Raw genomic sequence first — 19,798 nt, 5'->3', positions numbered from 1 at the left:
CTTGAAATTTCAGAAGATTTTGGTGGCCAACCGCGGTGAAATTGCGGTACGCATCATTCGTGCTTGCCGGGAGTTGGGCATATCCACCGTTGCGGTATATTCCGAAGCCGATCGTGAATCTCTTCACGTGCGAATGGCGGACGAAGCGTATTGTATCGGACCCACAGCGTCCAAGGACAGCTATTTGAATATAACGAATATTATGAGCGTCGCCACGTTGACCGATTGCGACGCCATTCATCCGGGATACGGCTTTCTTTCCGAGAATGCCGATTTTGCGGACATTTGCGAGACTTGCAACATTACTTTCATCGGTCCTTCCTCGGAAGCGATCGGCCGTATGGGGGACAAGTCGGTAGCCAAGCTAACGATGAAAGATGCCGATGTTCCGGTTATTCCGGGCTCGGACGGCTTGGTGGAAGATATCGACGAAGCTGTTCGCGTAGCGCGGGAAATCGGCTACCCCGTCATTATCAAAGCAACGGCCGGCGGCGGCGGACGCGGCATTCGGCTGGCGGAGAACGAAGAAATGCTCGTTCGTGAAATTTCGACCGCCCAGCAGGAAGCGCAGAAAGCGTTCGGCAACGCGGGTGTTTACCTGGAGAAGTACCTTACCGGGATGAAGCATGTGGAAATACAAATTATTGCCGACAAACACGGGAATGTCGCGCATTTGGGCGAGCGCGATTGCTCGGTACAGCGCCGCCGTCAGAAGTTGGTGGAAGAAGCGCCGTGCCCGGTCATGACACCGGAGCTGCGCGATCGCATGGGCGACGCCTCCGTGCGCGCTGCACGTGCGGTTAACTACTCCGGGGCCGGTACGATTGAATATCTTCTTGGACCTGACGGGCAATTCTACTTCATGGAGATGAATACCCGGATTCAGGTCGAGCATCCCGTGACGGAGATGATCACGGGTATCGATCTGATCAAAGAGATGATCGCCGTCGCCGAAGGCGAGCCGCTTTCATTCAAACAGGAAGAAGTGCGATTCGACGGTTGGGCGATTGAATGCCGTATTAATGCCGAAGACCCTGAGCGCGGCTTTATGCCTTCGCCGGGACGGATCGGTTTTTATTTACCGCCGGGCGGTCCGGGAGTCCGGGTCGACAGCGCGGCCTATCCGCAATATATGATTTCACCTCATTACGATTCCATGATTGCGAAGCTCATCGTATGGGCGCCGACGCGGGATGAGGCAATCGCCCGGGCTCGAAGGGCGTTGGGCGAGTTTGTGGTGGAAGGTGTCAAGACGACGATTCCATTCCATCTCAAACTGATGAACCACCCGATCTTTGCACAAGGAACGTTTGACATCAAGTTTCTCGAGGAGCACGATCTGGACGCCGCTGAAGAAATCTAGTGCGGCTGCAGCTCACTCGACGCTTGATGCGGGTCAAGCGTTTGTCATAATTATCCGCGAATGCTATATTTATTAATAGTGACGGCGAAAGCTCGGACTTACCCAAGTTGCGCCGGGCCAATGGAGGTGGAACTGCGCATGGAAACGATAGCCCCGGATTACGAACGGACCGATATGGGCACCATTGAGATCGCGCCGGAAGTGATTGAAGTGATAGCCGGATTGGCGACAGTGGAAGTGGATGGCGTGGCTGGTATGAGCGGAGGAATATCCTCCGGGATCGGCGAGCTGCTCGGACGGAAGAACTTGTCCAAAGGCGTCAAGGTGGAAGTCGGCCAACGTGAAGCGGCTGTAGATGTCTCCATTATTATTCAATACGGACGAAGGATTCCGGAAATATCCGCGGAAATTCAACGGAATGTCAAGCGATCCATCGAGACGATGACAGGTCTGAATGTCGTGGAAGTTAACGTACATATTCACGACGTTCATTTCAAATCCGTCGACAAAGTCGATGAGGAAGAGCCGCAAGGACGAGTTCGATAATTAACGGTCTCGCACGCCGGCATCTGCGGTGACGGGAAGGCTGCGGCCTGCACAAGACGGTCCTCTGACGAGAATTTCCCTCAGGGAATCCTCGCAGAGGCCTTTTGCAATCAATCGGCATTTATCGCTGCGTTCTTTGCCTATTCAAGGACAGGGAGGACTCTACCGTTGATCAAAATATTGGACAGGCTGCTGTTATTTCTTTATAGTGCTGCAATCGGGGCATTGGCTGTTTTCACAGTCATTGCCGCAAGCGGCGGGTTAATTGAAAGCGGTTTGCATCGCTGGGTGGACCAGTTTACCGGCGGATCGCGCGCCGTACAAGGTGCGGTGATTATCTCTGCTATCGTTATATTGCTGGTCAGCTTGCGCTTTTTTTATCTTGTCCGTACGCCGCGGCGGCAGTGCCGCTCCGTCGATCAATCAGCGGACCGAGCATGGCGAGATCCGGATCTCCGTTGAAACGGTAGAGAATATTGCGCTTAAGGCCGCTTCCAGAACGCGCGGTGTTAAGGATTTGCGCGCACGGGTAAAAGTAGCTGAGTCGGGCCTCGAAATTCTCATTCGGGCGTTCGTGGACGGTGACGGGTCCATTCCCGCACTGTCGGAAGACATGCAGCGCACGGTATCGCAATATGTCGAAGATGCTACCGGTATCCCCGTGGCCGCCGTTTCCGTCTACATCGCGAATGTGACGCAAGCGCCGACTACCTTTAAGAGCCGTGTAGAATAGGGGGAGCACCGCCTATGTGGAGAGTTTGGGAAACCTACGGAGGACGGATCTCCGGTATATTGACCGGCCTCTTTTTCTTTTTTATATATGTATGGATAGGTTTTTGGGACATGTTGTTTTGTGCTCTTCTGGTGGGACTTGCATTCTGGATCGGCAAGCAAAAGGACGAGAAACGAGGCCCGCTTTTTCCTTGGGAACGCCTGACGGAGTGGGTAACGGAGCGGTGGCCGGGCCCGCGATAATCCCTGTGAAATGTTCATGCCATGACCGGACTGTGGAGTATCGGTTCCACAGTTTTCGGCGGGAAGGACGGTCATAGGTTTTTTTGTATCCGATCATCCCCATAATAGATTCAAGACGGTATAAAGCGCACATTTCGGGAGGACTCATGAAACGCAGACTTGCAAGGGAAATAGCGATACAGAGCCTGTATCAGGTTGAAATGAACGGTGTGTCCGGCGAGGATGCGGTCAACAGCGTGATGGAGGAAGCCCGCCAGGATAACGAGATCGGTGCGGAAGTTGCAGAGCTCGAGGGGATCAATGCGTTCACTCGCGAATTGGTTCAAGGCGTGCTGACTGAGAAAGAGATGCTTGATCGGAAACTTGCGGTTTTTCTGACCGGCTGGCAAGTAGACCGCCTTTCACGCGTGGACCGGCAAATTTTGCGGCTGGCCGCTTACGAAATGATTTTTCGTAAAGACGTTCCGCCTAAAGTCATCATCAACGAAGCGATCGAACTGGCTAAGCACTTCGGCCTTGAAGAGAACGGGAAGTTTGTGAACGGCGTATTGGGACGGATGCTGCGGGAGAGGGAAGAAGACGGGCAGCAGGAGAGTGACAAACGATGAGCGCACGGATTAATCGACGGCAAAAATATTTCGGACTCGATTCGCGAGGAACTGAGACGGGAAGTGGAAGGTCTCCGGCAAAAGGGAATCACTCCGGGACTCGTTGTCATTCTGTTGGGAGAAGATCCGGCGTCGCAGGTGTATGTGAAGAATAAAGCCAAAACCTGCAATGAGTTGGGTTATTACTCCGATGTGGTGCGGCTGCCTGCCGAGACTTCTCAGGAAAAGCTTCTCTCCGTTATTCGGAAATATAACGAAGACTCCCGATTTCACGGGATTCTCGTTCAACTCCCGCTGCCCGAGCATATCAAAGAAAAAGCTGTAATAGACGCGATATCGGTAGAGAAAGACGTAGACGGATTTCACCCGGTTAGTGTCGGAAACCTGATGATCGGGGACGATGCGCTGCTTCCGTGTACGCCGACTGCAGTTATCGAACTGCTGAAGCGTACAGGTAACGACCCTGCCGGCAAGCACGCGGTAGTGATCGGCAGAAGCAACATTGTCGGTAAACCGGTGTCGATGCTGCTTCTGCGTGAGAACGCAACCGTAACGATTTGCCATTCGCGTACGCCGAATTTACCCGAAATGGCTCGTCAAGCCGACATCCTCGTTGTGGCGGTTGGAGTCGCAAAGCTGGTGAAGAAAGACTGGGTCAAACCGGGTGCGGTTGTCATCGACGTGGGAATGAACCGTTTGCCGGACGGCAAATTGTGCGGGGATGTGGATTTTGACGACGTTGTGGAGACGGCCGGCTGGATTACGCCGGTTCCGCGGGGTGTCGGACCGATGACGATCACGATGCTCATGGCTAATACTTTAAAATCCGCCAAACGTTCTATCGGCCTCGTTTAATTTCGATACGCGTGAAAGGAGCCGTGTTCATGGAACCGACGCGTGTGATCAGCATCCGCGATATTAATCGTCTGATCAAGATGAGGCTGGAAGGCGATGGGAGCCTGCAGGACATCTGGCTTCGCGGTGAAATTTCGAATTTCACCAGGCATTCCAGCGGTCATATGTATTTTACTTTAAAAGATGAAGGTTCCCGGCTTAAAAGCATCATGTTTGCCTCCTACAACCAACGGCTCCCTTTTGCCCCGAAAGACGGGATGAAAGTGTTGGCGCGTGGAGGCATATCCGTTTATGAACGGGATGGACAATATCAATTTTACGCGACGGCGATGCAGCCGGACGGCATCGGCAGCCTCTATCTTGCTTTCGAGCAGCTGAAGAAAAAGCTCGAAGGGGAAGGATTGTTCGCAGATTATGCGAAGCGTCCGATTCCGCGGTATCCCCGGACTGTCGGCGTCATCACTTCTCCTACGGGAGCGGCCGTACGGGATATCATTATCACGATCGGACGGCGGAATCCTGCCGTTAACGTGCTTCTCTATCCGGTATCGGTGCAAGGAAAAAGCGCAGCTCCGGCAATCGTTAAAGCAATCAAAGAGATGAACAGCCTGGCCGAGGCGGATGTGCTGATCGTCGGACGCGGAGGCGGGTCGTTGGAAGAGCTGTGGGCTTTCAATGAGGAGATCGTAGCCCGGGCGATTAGAGCCTCCGGCATTCCGGTCATATCGGCGGTCGGCCATGAGACCGATTTTACGATCTCGGATTTTGCCGCAGATCTAAGGGCAGCTACACCTACAGCTGCGGCCGAGCTTGCGGTGCCTCACGCGGGCGAAATGAAGCAAGGGCTTGATCATTTGCAGCAGCGGATGGCCAAGTCGCTCCGTATTCTGCTTGGGAAATCACGTGAGCGCTGGCAGCATGCCGCGAGGTCTCCTTATTTTACACAACCGCGCCGCAGCTTACTCGTCCAGGCTGAACGCTTGGACAGACTGCGGGATCGGCTGCAATATCGCATTGAAGCCGGCCATGCCCGCGCGCAAGAAAAGCTGGCGAGGCTCAGCGGCAGGTTGAGCGCCGTAAGTCCCGCACAGCAAGCGGTCTATGCGAGAAAGCGGATTATTGCGTCCCGGCGCGGGCTGGAGTTGGCTATGGGCGGATTGCTGCGTCAGCGGGCCGGCCAATTCGGCTCGACGGTGCGTCATTTGGATGCATTGAGCCCGCTTAAGATCATGTCACGAGGATATAGCCTGGTTTATGATGAGCGGCAGCAATCCCTGATCCGTACGGTAAACCAGGTTCAGCCGGGAGATTTGATCCGGGTACGGCTTGCGGACGGTAAATTGGATTGCCAAGTCTGGGGTATTCACGGAGAGGAGCAGCCTAATGGGGAAAAACAGCGCGGATCCTAATACAAAGGATTATTCAGAGGTCACGTTCGAACAAGCGATGGAATCGCTCGAGTCGATCGTGGCGAGACTGGAGAGCGGAGATGTGCCGCTCGAGACGGCCATCGAGCTGTTTCAGGAAGGCATGATGCTTTCCAAGCTCTGCGGACAAAAGCTCGAACAGGTTGAACGCCGTATCGAAATGCTTGTAGAGGGCGATACAGGGCTTCAGCGCAAACCGTTTGCGCCGGCTCGGGAAGAGGGTTCAACAGATAAAGGGGAATAAGCGTGAGCATACCGGGCGATTTAGACATCTTTTTACAACAGCAGCGTGATTTGGTGGAAGAAGCTTTGAGAACTGCAATACCGGGCGATTGGCAGGTCCCAGACCGTTTGCGCGATGCGATGGGATACTCGCTGCACGCAGGCGGCAAGCGGCTGCGGCCGATTTTTGTTCTGACCGCCGCTGAAGCTGTAGCCGGCCACGAGTCGGCAGCGGATCGGGCGATGCCTTTCGCTGTCGCAGTCGAGATGATCCATACCTACTCGCTCATCCATGACGATCTGCCCGCGCTCGATAACGATGAGCTGCGCCGCGGACGACCGACGAATCATATGGTACATGGGGAAGCAATGGCGATTTTGGCGGGAGACGGGTTACTGACTCATGCGTTCCATGTGGTTACACAAGCATTCAGACGCGGTGTTCCTGCTGAACGGGTAGTTGCGGTGGTTGAGGAACTTTCGCGTTACGCCGGAATTTCGGGCATGGTAGGCGGGCAAACCGACGACATGTTCGGGGAGCAAGGGATCACGTCACTGGACCAGCTGGAAAACATCCATTTGCACAAAACAAGCGATCTTATCGCTTTTTCACTTAGAGCAGGCGGCCATGCGGCCGAAGCGGACGAGACGCAGCTGCATGCGTTAAGCTTGTTCGGCAGAAATGTCGGACTGGCTTTTCAGATACAAGATGACATTCTTGACGTTACCGGTAACGAAACCATTCTCGGTAAGCCGGTTCACAGCGATGAGCGCCAGGAAAAGGTGACATATCCCTACCTCATCGGCCTGGAAGAGAGCCGCAAACGGGTTGCCCGGCTCACGGCGGAAGCTAACGAAGCACTTCTTGAGGCGAGACTGGCTAAGCCGGATCGATTGCTGGAAATCGCCGAGTACATGATGTCGCGCGACCATTAGGTTGGAAATAACGGAACACAGTTCCTTTATTTTACAAGGGTCCTTCCCACCGTGAAGGGCTCTTTTTTTAGGCGCTTGGGGTATTCATTTGGCTTATGATATAATGATCCTAATATTGATTCGGGGAAAGCGGGGAACAACACTTGCTGCTCGAAAAGATCGACAGCCCAACTGACGTGAAAAAACTGGCGTTACCCGAACTTCCTCAGTTGGCACAAGAGATACGTGAATTTCTGATTGAAAAGTTATCGGCAACCGGCGGCCATTTGGCACCCAATCTGGGTGTCGTGGAGCTGACATTGGCGCTTCATTATTTGTATGACAGCCCAAAGGACAAGCTGATCTATGATGTAGGCCACCAGGCTTACGTACACAAAATTTTGACCGGACGCAAACACCGGTTCGACACGCTTCGGCAGAAGGACGGGTTGTGCGGCTTCGTGAAACGGAGCGAAAGCGAGCATGACGTCTGGGAAGCCGGGCACAGCAGCACATCCTTATCCGCTGCGATGGGGATGGCTTTGGCGCGCGATTTGAAGGGTGAAAGCAACAAAGTTATTGCAATCATCGGGGACGGAGCCCTTACAGGGGGCATGGCTCTCGAAGCCCTTAACCATATCGGCCACGAGAAACGAAACCTGATGGTCGTCTTGAACGATAATGAGATGTCGATCGCTCCGAATGTAGGGGCGCTGCATGATTATCTAAGTAAAGTACGCACTGAAAAAATATATCGAAAAGCAAAAGAGGAATTGGACTGGCTGCTTCGTAAGGTTCCGGCAATCGGCGGCAAGCTGGCCAAGACCGCCGAGCGTGTGAGAGACAGCTTGAAATATCTCGTCGTGCCGGACGGAATGCTTTTTGAAGAGTTTGGATTGAAGTATTTCGGCCCTGTCGACGGACATGACCTGCCGAAGCTCATCGAAACGTTCAAGCAGGCGGACACCGTGCAAGGGCCGGTACTGGTTCATGTCATCACCACCAAAGGTAAAGGATATTCCCATGCCGAAGCTGATTCCCACAAATGGCATGGTATTACCGGCACGTATAAAATCGAATCCGGACAGGTCGTCAAACCGGTCGGACCCCCCATGTATACCGAAGTTTTCGGGAATGTGCTGATTGAACTCGCTGAGCAGGACAGCCGGATCGTTGCCATTACCCCGGCTATGCCCGGAGGTTCGGGACTGCTGAAATTCGCCGACAAGTTCCCGGATCGCATGTTTGACGTCGGGATTGCAGAACAGCATGCGGCCACAATGTCCGCAGCATTAGCAATGGAGGGGATGAAGCCGGTGTTTGCGGTTTACTCCACTTTCTTGCAGCGTGCTTACGATCAAGTGGTTCATGACATCTGCCGCCAGAACTTGAATGTGATCTTCGCCATAGACCGAGCGGGTTTTGTCGGTTCGGATGGGGAAACACACCACGGCGTATTTGATATCGCGTTTTTGCGTCATATTCCGAATATGGTTCTGATGATGCCCAAAGATGAAAACGAGCTGCGAAATATGATGAAAACGGCTGTGGATTATTCGGATGGCCCAATTGCGGTGAGGTACCCTCGGATCTCCGGTATCGGCGTCGAAATGGATGTCCTTCCGTCACCGATCGAGATCGGCACTTGGGAAACGGTTAGAGATGGCGACTATGCCGCAGTATTAGCCGTCGGGCCGATGGTGCAGGTGGCGGAGGAAGCAGCCGATTTACTCAAGCGGGAAGGGTTGAACGTCCGCGTCATTAACGCCCGTTTCATCAAGCCGTTGGATGAGGCGATACTGCTGTCGCTGGCCAAGGAACGAATTCCGATGATGGTCCTGGAGGAAGGTTCGGTGCTGGGCGGCCTGGGCAGTGCCATTCTGGAGTTTTACTCTTTCCAGAACATTCAATCGGTGCCGGTTCAGATTGTCGGTGTGCCTGACGTGTTCGTAGAGCATGCGAGCATCAAGGAGCAGCGGGCGATGGTCGGTCTGACCGCTGAAGCTGTAGCGCAGCAGTTGTCCTCCTTAGCTGTGCGCAAGAGGCAGCGGGCCACCTGATGGACAAGACGACAGCCTCGGCTAAGGAACGATTGGATGTGCTGCTGCTGGAGCTCGGCTATTTCGACAGCCGAGAAAAGGCGAAAGCCGCAATCATGGCAGGTTTGGTGTATGTTGGAACCGAGCGCGTGGATAAAGCCGGTACGAAAGTGCCGCGCGACGCGGCGCTCAACGTCAAAGGAGCGCCGCATCCGTATGTCAGCCGCGGAGGTCTGAAGCTGGAGAAAGCGATCAAGGAGTTCGGAATCGACTTGACCGATATCGTCATGCTCGATATCGGCGCATCGACGGGCGGCTTCACCGATTGTGCGTTGCAGCATGGTGCCGCACAGGTCTACGCGGTCGACGTGGGTTACAACCAATTGGATTGGTCGCTGCGGCAGGACAAGCGTGTACATGTAATGGAACGGACGAACTTCCGGCACATGACGGCCGATCAGCTTGAAGGACCAAAACCGGGATTCGCCACAATCGATGTGTCCTTTATCTCGCTGAGGCTGATCCTGCCGGTACTGGCCGGGATGCTGCGCGAGGACGGGGAAACCGTAGCCCTGATCAAACCGCAATTCGAAGCGGGCAGGGAGCAGGTAGGCAAGTCCGGTGTCGTCAGGGACCCGGCGGTGCATGTCTCCGTACTTCGTGAAGTGTTATCGTTTGCACATGAGCTGGGCTTCGCGCTTCAAGGACTGACCTTTTCCCCGATCACCGGCGGAGAGGGAAATATCGAATTTTTGGCCTACTGGCGGTTGTCGGGAGAACAGGCGGCAGCTTCCGATTTTAGGGAACGCATGCCGGATCTGGTCAAGAAGACTGTGGAAGAAGCAACCTCCACGTTTCGCCGTACTGCGCATTGAGCTGATTGCCCGGTTGTACCCGGAGCTGCCGAAGAACGGCCGAGTGATTCGCCGGGCCTTCTTGGGCGGCTGCGGGTTTTGCTTTTTACATAGGGAAACAGGAAATGACCGATTGATCGCGAAAGGAAAAGAGAGCACTCAGCGCAGGCACGATTCGACAGCTTTTCCAAGGGCGACAGAAGCCGGTTACTTGGGAGGTTACATCGTGGAAAGGTTTGGCGATTGGATCCTCACGCTGGCTGCCGCCGGTGTGATGATTTGGTGGGTGTGGCGGCGCTTCAATCGATGGCTGCATGAGCCGCCGGGTGCAAAGCTGCGGAGGCTTGCGGTAGCCGGAGGCGTCGACCGGGATGAAACCGTTGAGTTGATCGAAAATTATGGATATCAAGTTTTGTCGGGGAAGCACAGGATTCCCTTGGGCGTGGCGATAGACGACGGGCCTACACAGGCAACGCGCCTATACTTCGATTACTTGGCAGCGAAGGATGACAAATATTATCTCGTGAAGCTGGACCGGGCGCGGCAGCCGCTGGAGTGGACGGCCAGCGGACTGCGGGAACGCCTGCTTGTATACGCTTTACTGTTCCCGGACTGTGAAGGCATCCTGGTCGTGGACTCCCGGGACGGACTTGTTAAGACAGTGCGATTTAAGGTGGAGGATGACGAATGAAGGGACAAAGACAGCGTAAAATTCGGGAAATTATCGGAACAAGAGAAATCGAAACGCAAGAAGATCTTGTCGATGCGTTGAAAACCGAAGGCATGCAGGTTACGCAAGCGACGGTATCTCGTGATATCAAAGAACTCCAGCTTATTAAAGTCCCGCTTGAAGACGGTCGTTACAAATACTCCATGCCTCAAGATCAGCGGTTTAACCCGGCACACAAGCTGAAACGCGCTTTATTAGACCACTTTCTCGGCGCTGAAGCCGCGGAAAATCTACTTGTGCTGAAATGTCTTCCTGGTACGGCCAATACGATCTGCTCACTGATTGACGGTATGGATTGGCCTGACGTGATGGGAACGATCGGCGGAGACGACACGATCCTGCTGATCGCCCGCAGCAAAAGCCAGGCGCAGAGCATTGTGACACGGCTTCACGATATGATGGAATAACGGAATCCGCATTTGATTATTTTTTCGATACAGAGGGGGCTTTTCATGCTTCAGGAACTGCGTATCCGGAATTTGGCGGTTATAGAGAATATTTCGGTTCACTTTCATCCAGGGTTTCATGTGCTCACAGGGGAGACCGGCGCCGGAAAATCGATTGTCATCGACGCGTTAGCGCTGGCCGCCGGAGGAAGAGGATCTGCCGATATGATTCGTCATGGCAGCGACAGGGCGGATATTGAAGCATTGTTCGATCTGCCTCATCATCATCCCGCCTGGGACACACTGGAGCGCCTCGGCGTCGAGGCTGACAGGGAAGATGGGCTTGTTATACGCCGGGAACTCCAGAGCCAGGGCAAGTCATCGGCCCGCATCAACGGGCAGAACGTCACGCTGTCGATGCTGAGGGAATTGGGCGAGCATCTAGTGAATATTCACGGACAGCACGAGCATCAATCGCTTCTCCGCATCGAGCGGCATTTGGATTGGCTGGATTTGTTCGCGGGCGAAGAAATGGCGAAGCACAAGAACGCCTATCGGGCGGTTTTTCATAATTATCAAGCGGTCAGCCGCGAGCGGCGCGAGCTGGAGGAGAAATCGCGGCAAGGCATGCAGATGCTGGACCTATACCGTTTTCAATTGGAGGAAATCAGCAGCGCAAGGCTAATGCCGGGAGAGGACGAATCCATCGGGGATGAAAAGCGGAAGCTGACCCATGCGGAGAAGCTGTCCGAATCCGTGAACGAAGCGTTCGAGCACTTATACGGGGATAAAGGATTATCGGCCATTTCGCGCGCGCTTAGCCGGCTGCAGGACATTGCGCAGGTTGATCCGTCGATTCTGGGGCCGCTGGTTGAACAATTGCAATCCGCTTACTACAGTGTTGAAGACGCCGCGTTCCAGCTGCGCGATTATAGGGAGAATATCGAGTTTAATCCGCAACGGCTCGCACAGATTGAAGACCGTCTTGATCTCATCCATTCATTGAAACGCAAATACGGTGAAACCGTCGAAGATATTTTGGTTTATCAGACGAAAATTCAATCGGAAACGGAACAGTTGGAAAACCGTGATGATCTGCTGCGCGAGCTCGCAGACAAGGAGGAAGGTCTTTTACAGGATCTTAGAGCCAGGGCTGAGCTGTTGTCCTCCATTCGCCGCGATGCGGCGCGCGTTCTGGCATCCCGCATCGAACAGGAGCTTTCCGACCTCCAAATGAACAGATCTGTGTTCGAAGTCAAACTGACAGCCGGCGCCCTTTCCGTGAATGGAACCGATAGCGCCGAGTTTCTGCTTTCCACAAATCCCGGAGAGCCGCCTAAGCCGCTCGGCAAGATCGCTTCCGGCGGTGAAATGTCCCGCGTCATGCTCGCGTTGAAGGCCATTTTCGCCAGAATTGATGAAATTCCGGTATTGGTATTCGACGAGGTGGATACCGGCGTGAGCGGCCGAGCGGCGCAAGCCGTCGCTGAGAAATTGTCCATCCTTTCGCGTTATTGTCAGGTATTCTCGATCACCCATTTGCCTCAGGTGGCTTGTATGGCCGACCACCAATACGAAATCAACAAAAAGGTCACAGGGGACGAGCGTACGCAAACATCGGTCACGGAACTGAAGCCGGATGAGCGGGTCGAAGAACTCGCCAGAATGCTCGGAGGGGTGGAAGTTACGGAAAAAACCCGTCATCACGCACAAGAAATGCTTGCATTGGCCGAACGTCAAAAAAACGCGTAATGACGGGAAAAATCAAACATGTAGGAAGCTTTTCGGCAACATAAAAGGGATGGGGCAAGGTTACCTTATAGGTACGCCATCGGCGCCTGCGCACGCCGGTCACGACTGTAAGGGAGCGTGAAACCTTGAATCAGAATCCGTCCAGAAGACGACGATTGGGCCTTGTCCTCGTTCTATTTTTAAGTTTCGCCGTTTGGTCCGCCCCCATTCAACATTTTGCCGCTTTTCCGGACAAAGTGCGTATGTTTCAGGGACAACCCGTGTCTCTCCATTATGCGATGCCCGTGCACGCACAAGGCAGCCTGAACCCCCGGGTTGCCGTCATTAACGGCAGCAACAAGTCAAGGGTGCGCGTAGACCTTAGAGAGCCGTTATCCATCCAGCCGAGGCACAGCGGCGTTACCGATTTGAAGCTGCGCCTGTTCGGCAAAATCCCATTCAAAACGGTCCGTCTTCAAGTGATCCCCGATTTACGGGTAATACCGGGAGGGCAAACGATCGGCGTTAAAGTAAAATCCGCTGGTATTATGGTTGTCGGCCATCATTTGGTGCAAAACAGATCAAGCAAGATTTCACCGGGCGAAGATGCCAAGCTTAAGCTCGGAGATCTGATTGTCGAAATCAATGGAGAAATATGCAGCGACATCGGCAAGATTGCGGAATACGCGGAGAAATCCGGACGTACAGGCCAACCTCTGCAGTTGCTTGTCCAGCGCGGTAAGGAACGGTTCAGAACAAAGTTGACGCCTGTTTTCGATGAACAAGCTAAAGCTTGGCGGCTCGGCTTATACATTCGTGATTCGGCTGCGGGTGTAGGCACATTGACATTTTACGCACCGGATCAAGGAGTGTACGGCGCATTAGGCCATGTGATCACGGACATGGACACGCAAACCCCGATCGTGGTGGGCAGCGGCGAAATTCTGCAGTCGAACGTCACCTCCATTTCAAAAAGCCAGAACGGCGAACCGGGGGAGAAGAGGGCGCAGTTCATCAGAGAAGGCAAGACGCTCGGCAGCGTAGAACGCAATACGCCTTTCGGCATCTTCGGTCAAATGAAACAAATGCCAGACCACTCTTATCACCGGTCGGCGATTCCGATCGCTTTCGCCGAAGAGGTGAAAGAGGGACCTGCTCAAATCTTGACGGTCGTTAACGGTCAGAAGGTGGAACGATTCAACATTGACATTGTCCATGTGTCGAAGCAGGCTGCGCCGGCTACCAAAGGAATGGTCATACGGATAACGGATCCGAAATTGCTGCAAAAAACGGGCGGTATCGTCCAAGGTATGAGCGGAAGCCCCATCATTCAGAAGGGGAAATTGGTGGGAGCCGTTACACATGTATTCGTCAACGATCCGACATCGGGCTATGGCTGCTTTATCGAATGGATGCTGCAAGACGCCGGTATTATGCTGGACCCTGAGCAAACAACTTCTAAGGCGGTTTAACGCCTTAGAATTGCTCATTTTTATAAAAGGAATCATCGCGATGTCGAAAAAAAGCGAAAAAAATCAACATTTGCCGCTCTATGACGTAAATTATTAATTATATTCCAATTGCCGAAAAAAATAAAGAAATATTTTCTAATTCAGAAGGAATAACGAAATGCAGTGTCGAAAACGGATATACAGAGAAACGATAAGCGTTTTTCACTCATGATAATAATAAATCTCGCCCAGAGAAAGGGAGGACCAGACATTGCAGCGGATTGAAGTGTTTCTTGCAGACGACAACCGAGAATTTACGAATTTGTTATCAGAATACATCCAAGAGCAGGATGATATGACGGTCATCGGAGTGGCGTACAACGGAGAAGAGGTCATTCGTCAGCTGGAGGAATCCCGCAGGATTCCGGATGTAATGATCCTCGATATTATTATGCCGCATTTAGACGGCCTTGGAGTTCTGGAAAAACTGCGCGACATGAATTTGCCCGGCTTGCCTAAGATCATCATGCTTACGGCGTTCGGACAAGAGAACATTACACAACGGGCGGTTCAACTCGGGGCTTCCTACTACATACTCAAGCCGTTCGATATGGACGTGCTGGCCAACCGTATCCGCCAATTAGCGGGCAGCGCCTCTTCCGCGCAGATAACGACAAGTTCTGCAGGTAACTCGATGCGATCCAATATCGTTCCGCTTGGCAAACCGAAGAATCTTGACGCGAATATTACAAGCATCATACATGAAATCGGCGTTCCGGCACATATTAAGGGGTATCAGTATCTCCGCGAGGCCATCACAATGGTGTACAACAACATCGAAATTCTCGGGGCGATTACAAAAACGCTATATCCTGCAATTGCTGAAAAATTCAAGACAACTCCATCCCGCGTCGAACGGGCGATTCGTCATGCGATCGAAGTAGCCTGGACGCGCGGCAACATCGACAGCATTTCCCACCTTTTCGGCTATACGATCAGCATTGCGAAGTCGAAGCCGACGAACAGCGAGTTCATCGCGATGGTTGCCGACAAGCTGCGTATCGAGCATAAGGTAAGTTAACAGCGATAAATCGAAGAGCCCCGGCAATTTGCCGAGGCTTTTTTGCTCTATACGTATGGATGCCGGCGGAGTATACAATTATTTTGAGGAGGATATAGAATATGATCGAAACAAAGACATTACGAGGACTCACCACTGTTAGTTTTTGGACGGATGATCTAGAAGCAGCTAAGAAGTGGTACTCTGAGTTGCTGGGCATACAGCCATACTTCGAAGTCCCAGGAGGTTATGCCGAGTTTCGTCTTGGCGATTACCAGCACGAGCTGGGCCTGATTAATAGCCGGTACGCACCCAAAGGTTCGGCGACCAACCCGGGAGGTGCGATCGTGTACTGGCACGTCGATGATGTGACAGCAACTTTCGAGAAGCTGCTTTCAATGGGAGCGAAAGAGTACGAGGCAATTAATGAACGCGGCGAGGGGTTCATCACTGCTTCCGTGGTTGATCCCTTTGGGAACATATTAGGCATTATGTACAATTCACACTATTTGGAGATGCTGGCATCGATAAGAAAAGTGTGACCTGTCGCCGTCGGCGTTCGCTTCAAGCATGACCTTTTTTTACAGATTCGGGGGAGAAACGTAATGGATGAAAATGCAAATGCGGAATGGGAACAGCGGATATCGGCTCTGTGGGCATCCATCAATAACTACAGCGAGGAACAGTTCGTGGGCCTGATGGAGCAACTGGCCGCTGAATTACCCGCAGACAGCGCGGTGGCGATGTTCGAACGCGCGTCCTCGTTGGACACGACCGGCCATTCCGACCTAGCGGTGCCGTTGTATCGGCAGGCACTTCATCTCGGGTTGCAGGGTGAGCGTCGACATCGGGCTGTCATCCAGATGGCGAGCTCCTTACGAAACATCGGCCGCGTATCAGAGAGTGTCGAATTGCTGACCACCGAGCGGAACGCAGGTTCTGATCAACTGAACGACGCGGTCACTGCTTTCCTGGCGCTTGCTCTCGTTGACATCGGGCGTCAGCGTGAAGCAGTCACGCTCGCATTGACGGCGCTGTCTCGTCATTTGCCCAGATATCAGCGTTCGCTGGCGAACTACGCCAGAATGATATCAGACAGCCCAGTGAATGAAAAGTCACGAAGGAGTTGCCGTTGCGGTCCCTTCATCATGAATTAAGCCGCTGCCGGCGGTTTAAAAGCAAAGAAAACACGACACCGGATGAACTAAGCCGCTGCCAGCCGCTTACATCTAACGGATCACAATAAACGGTCTCATCATTTCGTAATCCTCGTGCTCCATGATGTGACAGTGCCATACATACAACCCTGTATAAGGACCAAACTTCATAATAATTCGAGTTACCTGGTTCGGATTCGCTCTCACGGTATCCTTTCCTCCTCGCTCTTGAGGTTCGGGAGGCATCGCAGGACCCGTATAATGAATAACTTTTTCCTTGTTGTACTTTTCTACATCGAAATTTCTGCGGTCTAAGATTTGAAAATCAATCAAGTGAATATGGATCGGGTGTGAGTCCGTCGTTAAGTTGATGAGATACCATATTTCGGTTGCGCCCAATTTCGGATTTTCCGTGATGGGGGCATCCCACTGTTTGTTATCCAACAGCATGAATTCACGGCCGTACTTATCCATATTATCGTTTAAGGTCAGGTATCGTATTTTCGAAGCTGACTCTTCTTTCACGGGCACAAAAGGTACCATATAAGCCGGAATTACACTCGTATCCACACTGGACAGCGGGAGCGTCACTCGAAATTGCATTACGGTGCCTGTATTTTCATTTGTAGGATCTCCGGTGGGGAAAGGAGCGGGGGCATCATTTGTCATGATAATGTTCTTGCCCGCAAGATTGCTAAAATCAATGATCACCTCAGCTCGTTCAGCAACACCCAGCATGATTTCCTTCACTCCGATCGGGTGCTGCATGAAGCCTGAATCCGTTGCGATTTGATACATAAGCTGCCCCGAATCCAGCTTCAGCCTATAGAACCGGGTGTTGGACGCGTTTAACAGCCTAAATCGATATTTGCGGGGTTCCACATTGAGATACGGCCATACTTTGCCATTCACCAAGATCGTATCCCCAATAAATTCCGGAACGATCGACGTCTCTAATTCCGGTACCGGCGGGTCCGGCTGTTTCGGGTAATATAGAGAACCGTCTTTATTAAAAGTCTTGTCTTGTATAATAAGAGGAACCTCATACCGCCCGCTCGGTAAATTCAATGAACGTTCCCGCTGATCTCTTAAAAGGTAAAATCCCGCCAATCCCGCGTATATATTTAGCCGTGAGATCCCGATCGTATGGTCGTGATACCAGAGGGTGACAGCCCGCATGTAATTATCATATCGATAGATTTGCTTTCGGAAATAGGGACCGACTTGTTTGAATCCCTTGGTAAACCAAGCGTCCGGATAGCCGTCGCTTTCCGACTCGACACTAGCGCCATGTACGTGTACCACTGTTCGTACTTCCGGTTTATTTAACTCGGCACCATGCACGGTATGGTCAATCGGCAAAAAATGCTTATCCGGAAGATCGTTGATCCATTTTATAAAAACTTTTTCCCCGCTCTCCACTTCAATTGTAGGTCCCGGATAGCTGCCTTCATAGCCCCATACAGTCGTATCATTCAGCTCACTATGGAGAGATTGCTTAAATTCCGTCATTCTCACTTCATAATAAGTATGAGACGCATCTTTCCATCGAGCTTGTAAAATAGGGGGAATGGGGAGTTCATCCGCAAATTTAGAGAGTGTCATATTCCCGCTCCTTTTTAACCTGCTCATATTAATGATCTTCTTTCTAAAGGTTATAAAATAGACAAGCCATGTATGATAAATTCGAATGGGGAAGTGTTGACAGTTCTATTTTTTGCAATTGTTTCACAACCCCTTCTTCCTGTTTATATGTTTGGAAAGCAAGCAAGCCAGTATTTAGGCTCCTAGGGAGCGATTCACTATTGGGGGTAATGACATTGGAAAACCTAAATAAAGAACAGCTGTTGGACAATTTGTATCGTGAAGTGGGCGACATGCTTTATAGAGCCAAACAGAACGTTCACGGCCGGGCGGAAGATTTGCAAGAGCTTGACCTGGTATATGGAGGGGTTGAGACGATCAAGCACCTGAAACCGGACTCCGATGCCTGGTGGAAAGAAGCGGCAGTCGGGCTCGAACATATACGCAATCGCTTAGTTACGATGAGTGAAGATCAGTTATTTACCAATTAAGCTAAGCAGCTCGCCGCAGCCGGATCGCCGGTTCGCGCGGGCTTTTTTATTAATTTTTCATCTCGATTTAAGGTAATATTCTTAATTTCTGATATAGTTAATAGGCAGTTGTCATAAATAAGGAGGCAAATTACAGAATGAGTGATTTTCAAAAAGAACCGCCAAACGACGAAATTAAGGGAACATCAACACCGGAAAACAATATCGGCGAACCTAAGGCAGCAACGGCCGGTACGTACCGCGAAGTCCAATCAGGTGTTAAAACGGCCCGAACCGGTATGCCGGTTTGGCCTTGGATATTGGTTTCCGTTATCGCATTGGCAGCACTGGCGTTCGTTCTGCTGCGGGATGACTCCAGCGCAGGTGCGATGAATAAAACCGTTGCCACAATGGACGGCGCTTCGCTGACAAAATCCGATTTGTACGATGAAATGGTCAAACAAATGGGAGAGGAAAATCTGACCAGAATGGTCGGAAGCATGGCCGAGAGCAAATTGATCAGCTTGGAAGCCGACAAAGCCGGCATTAAGGTAACCGAGGCAGATATACAGAAGGAAATCGATAAGCTTAAAGAAGGTATGGGCGGGGAAGAAGCCTTCAATCAGGCTATGCAGCAATACGGGATGACTCCCACGATGCTGAGCGCTCAAATGAAGCAAGGGTTGGAGCTTCGCAAAATTTTCGAAAAGCAAAATCCCGTGAAAGAAGAGGATTTGAAAGCTTATTTCGACAAAAACAAAGCGATGTTTGAAACTCCAAAGCAAGTAAAAGCATCTCATATTCTTGTTCCGACACAAAAGGAAGCGGACGCGATATTGGCTGAGTTGAAAGCGGGCAAAGATTTTGCGGCGCTCGCGAAAGAGAAATCCCAAGATCCCGGTTCCAAGGATCAGGGCGGAGATCTCGGATTCTTCGGCCAAGGGCAAATGGATCCGCAGTTTGAAGAAGCCGCATTTGCATTGAAAAAAGATGAGCTGAGCAAAGTTGTGCAATCGCAGCACGGTTTTCACATCATCAAGGTGACCGACATTAAAGAAGCGGTAGCACCGACTTACGAAGCGAAGAAAGACGACGTGAAACAAGCCTACCTGGAAGAACAAGTGCAGACCAAGCGGCAAGAGTGGATGGACAAAGTCAAGAAGGAACGCAAATTTGAGAACCTTCTCGACAAGAGCAGCGGTGCGTCTGCGACGCCTGCACCTTCACCTGCGGCAACGAAATAAGCGAAATAATTGAGCCATATAAACAGCTTTCCGGATCCGGACGACGGGTTTCCGGGGAGCTGTTTTTTTGTTTATTTTTAAAGTAAACCTTAAGGCTTCCTTAAGAAATGTAAAGACTTGACCTTGCTGCGGACAGAAATCGGGTACATGAGGTATAGTGGGGAATGAAACGCAGATAAAG

Annotated in this window: 20 protein-coding genes and 1 pseudogene; 20 read left to right on the top strand and 1 reads right to left on the bottom strand. The window is 52.0% G+C overall.

Annotation, left to right across the window (positions count from 1 at the left end):
• The first annotated feature begins 1 nt into the window (after position 1).
• The 18 genes and pseudogenes from accC (at position 2) to SD71_RS19895 (ending at position 16,319) form a co-directional block, all read left to right on the top strand.
• Positions 2 to 1,363, top strand: a complete 1,362-nt coding sequence (gene accC / locus SD71_RS19980) for an acetyl-CoA carboxylase biotin carboxylase subunit (RefSeq protein WP_041067246.1) — start codon at positions 2 to 4, stop codon at positions 1,361 to 1,363.
• Positions 1,364 to 1,501: 138 nt separating this feature from the next.
• Positions 1,502 to 1,909, top strand: a complete 408-nt coding sequence (locus SD71_RS19975) for an Asp23/Gls24 family envelope stress response protein (RefSeq protein ID WP_041067243.1) — start codon at positions 1,502 to 1,504, stop codon at positions 1,907 to 1,909.
• Between the two features lie 168 nt (positions 1,910 to 2,077).
• Positions 2,078 to 2,642, top strand: a pseudogene (gene amaP / locus SD71_RS19970) (alkaline shock response membrane anchor protein AmaP).
• Between the two features lie 14 nt (positions 2,643 to 2,656).
• On the top strand, positions 2,657 to 2,884 hold the full coding sequence (locus tag SD71_RS19965; RefSeq protein WP_041067240.1) for a DUF2273 domain-containing protein: 228 nt from the start codon (positions 2,657 to 2,659) through the stop codon (positions 2,882 to 2,884).
• A gap of 146 nt (positions 2,885 to 3,030) precedes the next feature.
• Positions 3,031 to 3,492 (top strand): transcription antitermination factor NusB, encoded by a 462-nt coding sequence (gene nusB, locus SD71_RS19960; protein ID WP_041067237.1) that lies wholly within the window; start codon positions 3,031 to 3,033, stop codon positions 3,490 to 3,492.
• A gap of 12 nt (positions 3,493 to 3,504) precedes the next feature.
• On the top strand, positions 3,505 to 4,347 hold the full coding sequence (gene folD / locus SD71_RS19955) for a bifunctional methylenetetrahydrofolate dehydrogenase/methenyltetrahydrofolate cyclohydrolase FolD (RefSeq protein ID WP_041067234.1): 843 nt from the start codon (positions 3,505 to 3,507) through the stop codon (positions 4,345 to 4,347).
• A 29-nt stretch (positions 4,348 to 4,376) separates the two neighbouring features.
• Positions 4,377 to 5,756 (top strand): exodeoxyribonuclease VII large subunit, encoded by a 1,380-nt coding sequence (gene xseA, locus SD71_RS19950; protein ID WP_041067231.1) that lies wholly within the window; start codon positions 4,377 to 4,379, stop codon positions 5,754 to 5,756.
• Positions 5,731 to 6,018 carry an exodeoxyribonuclease VII small subunit gene (gene xseB, locus SD71_RS19945; protein ID WP_041067228.1) on the top strand — a complete coding sequence of 96 codons (288 nt, stop codon included), beginning with the start codon at positions 5,731 to 5,733 and terminating at the stop codon, positions 6,016 to 6,018. Before xseA ends, xseB begins: the two co-directional genes overlap by 26 nt.
• 2 nt (positions 6,019 to 6,020) lie before the next feature.
• Complete coding sequence (locus tag SD71_RS19940) at positions 6,021 to 6,932, top strand: polyprenyl synthetase family protein (protein ID WP_052476445.1); 912 nt, start codon at positions 6,021 to 6,023, stop codon at positions 6,930 to 6,932.
• A gap of 143 nt (positions 6,933 to 7,075) precedes the next feature.
• Entirely contained in the window at positions 7,076 to 8,971 is a 1,896-nt protein-coding gene (gene dxs / locus SD71_RS19935) for a 1-deoxy-D-xylulose-5-phosphate synthase (protein WP_041067225.1), read from the top strand.
• Positions 8,971 to 9,825: a TlyA family RNA methyltransferase gene (locus SD71_RS19930; RefSeq protein WP_041067222.1), complete on the top strand. Its 855-nt coding sequence runs from the start codon at positions 8,971 to 8,973 to the stop codon at positions 9,823 to 9,825. The genes dxs and SD71_RS19930 overlap by 1 nt, the downstream gene beginning before the upstream one ends.
• Before the next feature lie 112 nt (positions 9,826 to 9,937).
• Positions 9,938 to 10,495 carry a hypothetical protein gene (locus SD71_RS19925; RefSeq protein ID WP_052476444.1) on the top strand — a complete coding sequence of 186 codons (558 nt, stop codon included), beginning with the start codon at positions 9,938 to 9,940 and terminating at the stop codon, positions 10,493 to 10,495.
• Positions 10,492 to 10,941 carry a transcriptional regulator AhrC/ArgR gene (ahrC, locus tag SD71_RS19920; RefSeq protein ID WP_041067219.1) on the top strand — a complete coding sequence of 150 codons (450 nt, stop codon included), beginning with the start codon at positions 10,492 to 10,494 and terminating at the stop codon, positions 10,939 to 10,941. The genes SD71_RS19925 and ahrC overlap by 4 nt, the downstream gene beginning before the upstream one ends.
• Positions 10,942 to 10,986: 45 nt before the next feature.
• On the top strand, positions 10,987 to 12,672 hold the full coding sequence (gene recN, locus SD71_RS19915) for a DNA repair protein RecN (RefSeq protein ID WP_041067217.1): 1,686 nt from the start codon (positions 10,987 to 10,989) through the stop codon (positions 12,670 to 12,672).
• Positions 12,673 to 12,797: 125 nt separating this feature from the next.
• Positions 12,798 to 14,123, top strand: coding sequence for a SpoIVB peptidase (gene spoIVB, locus SD71_RS19910; RefSeq protein ID WP_041067214.1), 1,326 nt, complete (start codon positions 12,798 to 12,800; stop codon positions 14,121 to 14,123).
• A gap of 250 nt (positions 14,124 to 14,373) precedes the next feature.
• Entirely contained in the window at positions 14,374 to 15,183 is an 810-nt protein-coding gene (gene spo0A, locus SD71_RS19905; RefSeq protein ID WP_041067211.1) for a sporulation transcription factor Spo0A, read from the top strand.
• Between the two features lie 101 nt (positions 15,184 to 15,284).
• Complete coding sequence (locus tag SD71_RS19900) at positions 15,285 to 15,704, top strand: VOC family protein (RefSeq protein ID WP_041067208.1); 420 nt, start codon at positions 15,285 to 15,287, stop codon at positions 15,702 to 15,704.
• Between the two features lie 63 nt (positions 15,705 to 15,767).
• Positions 15,768 to 16,319 carry a tetratricopeptide repeat protein gene (locus SD71_RS19895; protein ID WP_052476443.1) on the top strand — a complete coding sequence of 184 codons (552 nt, stop codon included), beginning with the start codon at positions 15,768 to 15,770 and terminating at the stop codon, positions 16,317 to 16,319.
• Positions 16,320 to 16,391: 72 nt separating this feature from the next.
• On the opposite strand, the gene SD71_RS19890 is transcribed toward SD71_RS19895, so the two are convergent.
• A complete protein-coding gene (locus SD71_RS19890; RefSeq protein WP_041067205.1) occupies positions 16,392 to 17,924 on the bottom strand; it encodes a multicopper oxidase family protein in 1,533 nt (510 codons plus the stop codon).
• 215 nt (positions 17,925 to 18,139) lie between these two features.
• Here SD71_RS19890 and SD71_RS19885 point away from each other — a divergent pair, with 215 nt between their 5' ends.
• Both SD71_RS19885 and SD71_RS19880 read left to right on the top strand, forming a co-directional pair.
• Positions 18,140 to 18,394, top strand: a complete 255-nt coding sequence (locus tag SD71_RS19885; protein WP_041067202.1) for a hypothetical protein — start codon at positions 18,140 to 18,142, stop codon at positions 18,392 to 18,394.
• 137 nt (positions 18,395 to 18,531) lie between these two features.
• Positions 18,532 to 19,617, top strand: a complete 1,086-nt coding sequence (locus tag SD71_RS19880) for a foldase protein PrsA (protein ID WP_052476442.1) — start codon at positions 18,532 to 18,534, stop codon at positions 19,615 to 19,617.
• Positions 19,618 to 19,798 lie beyond the last annotated feature (181 nt).

This window comes from Cohnella kolymensis (assembly GCF_000829465.1).
Lineage (GTDB): Bacteria > Bacillota > Bacilli > Paenibacillales > Paenibacillaceae > Cohnella > Cohnella kolymensis.
This window is presented reverse-complemented; position numbering and strand designations above follow the sequence as displayed.

What these genes read in the sequence shown, in the direction of transcription:
- SD71_RS19975 (WP_041067243.1), top strand. Translation starts at nt 1,502, where the DNA reads ATGGAAACGATAGCCCCGGATTACGAACGGACCGATATGGGCACCATT.
- SD71_RS19965 (WP_041067240.1), top strand. Translation starts at nt 2,657, where the DNA reads ATGTGGAGAGTTTGGGAAACCTACGGAGGACGGATCTCCGGTATATTG.
- nusB (WP_041067237.1), top strand. Translation starts at nt 3,031, where the DNA reads ATGAAACGCAGACTTGCAAGGGAAATAGCGATACAGAGCCTGTATCAG.
- xseA (WP_041067231.1), top strand. Translation starts at nt 4,377, where the DNA reads ATGGAACCGACGCGTGTGATCAGCATCCGCGATATTAATCGTCTGATC.
- xseB (WP_041067228.1), top strand. Translation starts at nt 5,731, where the DNA reads ATGGGGAAAAACAGCGCGGATCCTAATACAAAGGATTATTCAGAGGTC.
- SD71_RS19930 (WP_041067222.1), top strand. Translation starts at nt 8,971, where the DNA reads ATGGACAAGACGACAGCCTCGGCTAAGGAACGATTGGATGTGCTGCTG.
- ahrC (WP_041067219.1), top strand. Translation starts at nt 10,492, where the DNA reads ATGAAGGGACAAAGACAGCGTAAAATTCGGGAAATTATCGGAACAAGA.
- recN (WP_041067217.1), top strand. Translation starts at nt 10,987, where the DNA reads ATGCTTCAGGAACTGCGTATCCGGAATTTGGCGGTTATAGAGAATATT.
- SD71_RS19900 (WP_041067208.1), top strand. Translation starts at nt 15,285, where the DNA reads ATGATCGAAACAAAGACATTACGAGGACTCACCACTGTTAGTTTTTGG.
- SD71_RS19895 (WP_052476443.1), top strand. Translation starts at nt 15,768, where the DNA reads ATGGATGAAAATGCAAATGCGGAATGGGAACAGCGGATATCGGCTCTG.
- SD71_RS19890 (WP_041067205.1), bottom strand. Translation starts at nt 17,924, where the DNA reads ATGACACTCTCTAAATTTGCGGATGAACTCCCCATTCCCCCTATTTTA.
- SD71_RS19880 (WP_052476442.1), top strand. Translation starts at nt 18,532, where the DNA reads ATGAGTGATTTTCAAAAAGAACCGCCAAACGACGAAATTAAGGGAACA.